Below are 1,483 nucleotides of genomic sequence, written 5' to 3' on the forward strand. Positions count from 1 at the left end.
AGATCAGTGTTGCAACGACCACTAGAACTTAAGATTCCTCAAAACATGAGGAAACCCCCGCATCATAGAGTTGGCGCTCTAGCGGGGGTTCAACACAAAATCGACACCGACCGTGTCGATTCAGACTTTACCACTTCCACACGGACAGTGAGCAAAGCACAACACGGTCGGTGCCGATAATCCGAAAGGAGAACAAGGCACCATGCAGCCCCCACACAACCCCAATGAGCGCCGCGCCAAGCTCGAAGCAGTCAAAGAACTAGCCCGCAGGCAAGAACACGACGCCGCACAAGACCTCCTCCAAGCCCAAGACGTCGGCTACACCTCCAAACTTTTTGTCCAAGCACTCTTCCCCTACCGCAAAACCGAGGGAAACAACCGCACCGTCGAAACTCCACAGGGAACAATCACCATCCTCTCCCAACGAGGAGTCCCCTACGGCAAGTACCCCAGGCTCATCATGGCCTACATCATCACCCGCGCCGTAGCTAATGCTGGACGCCTCAAAGAAGGAAATATCACCCACGAAGAAGCCCTACGCATCCCGCTAGGCCACTCCATGAGCCACTTCCTCCAAGCAATCGGCATCACCGGACGCGGCACCGGAGGAGCAACCGGAAACCTGAAAAATATCCGCGAGCAACTCCTACGCATCGCCGGCTCTTTCATCACTGTCCAAAGCGACGACGGTGTTCACGCGCGGGGACGCAACACCCAAATCCTCGAAGACTGGAATCTCTGGTTCGACTCACGCGATCCCAACCAGGGAAGCTTCATGGAGTCAGAACTTGTCCTCACTCCCCAGTTCTTCAAGCACATTGCCGAAGCACCCATTCCCATCGATCTCAACGTACTGCGCGAGCTCAACAAACCCCGAGCCATGGACCTTTATATCTGGCTCACGGTAAAGCAGTACTGGCTAGCGAAAAACAACCGCGACGCCTACACCTTCAGCTGGGACATGATCGCCGCCAACTTCGCCACCAGAGAGTTGAAGACATCAAACGATTTGGCCCACTTTAGAACTGAGATAAAGAAATCAATAGCCGACATTCTCCAGACGTGGCCACAGGCAGGAATCGAAGCCAGCACAGACGGAGTAACGGTCACAAGGACTGCCCCATCAGTTCAGCAGAAACCGCCACGCCCAGAGATTGACTAACCCAATTGCGGAGAAGAAGCGCCCTGCGGGGTGCTTTCTTTTTGCCCCAAAAACAGTTTGCGCATATTTACCGTTACTGCTGCGCATATTTACCGTTACAGAGGTAGTTATCCACAGGGTTTCACCTGCGGGTTTACCTATTTTCCCAGGTGGCTTATAACTATATCCCTGTAGATCTATATCCCCAGCCGATCAGCCAACACAACCGTTCACTACTGGTTGCGGTTCTTGCTCCCGCCTCGCCTTGCGGCTCGTTGGGCTGCCGCCCAAATCAATAGATTTGGTTGGGTGCTGTTGCAACTTGGGGCGGGAGCCAAGAAA

1 protein-coding gene is annotated in these 1,483 nt (G+C 54.0%); it reads left to right on the top strand.

All coding sequences use genetic code 11. The features are described 5' to 3' along the window. Window positions 1-202: 202 nt before the first annotated feature. On the top strand, window positions 203-1,162 hold the full coding sequence (locus HMPREF3088_RS09090) for a replication protein RepA (RefSeq protein ID WP_070759617.1): 960 nt from the start codon (window positions 203-205) through the stop codon (window positions 1,160-1,162). The last annotated feature ends 321 nt before the right edge of the window (window positions 1,163-1,483 follow it).

Origin of the sequence: Corynebacterium sp. HMSC22B11, assembly GCF_001815965.1 — a bacterium.
In the GTDB taxonomy this organism is placed as follows: Bacteria; Actinomycetota; Actinomycetes; order Mycobacteriales; family Mycobacteriaceae; genus Corynebacterium.

Bases quoted from the DNA above. Each gene is read 5' to 3' on its own strand.
- HMPREF3088_RS09090 (WP_070759617.1), top strand. From the start codon at position 203: ATGCAGCCCCCACACAACCCCAATGAGCGCCGCGCCAAGCTCGAAGCA.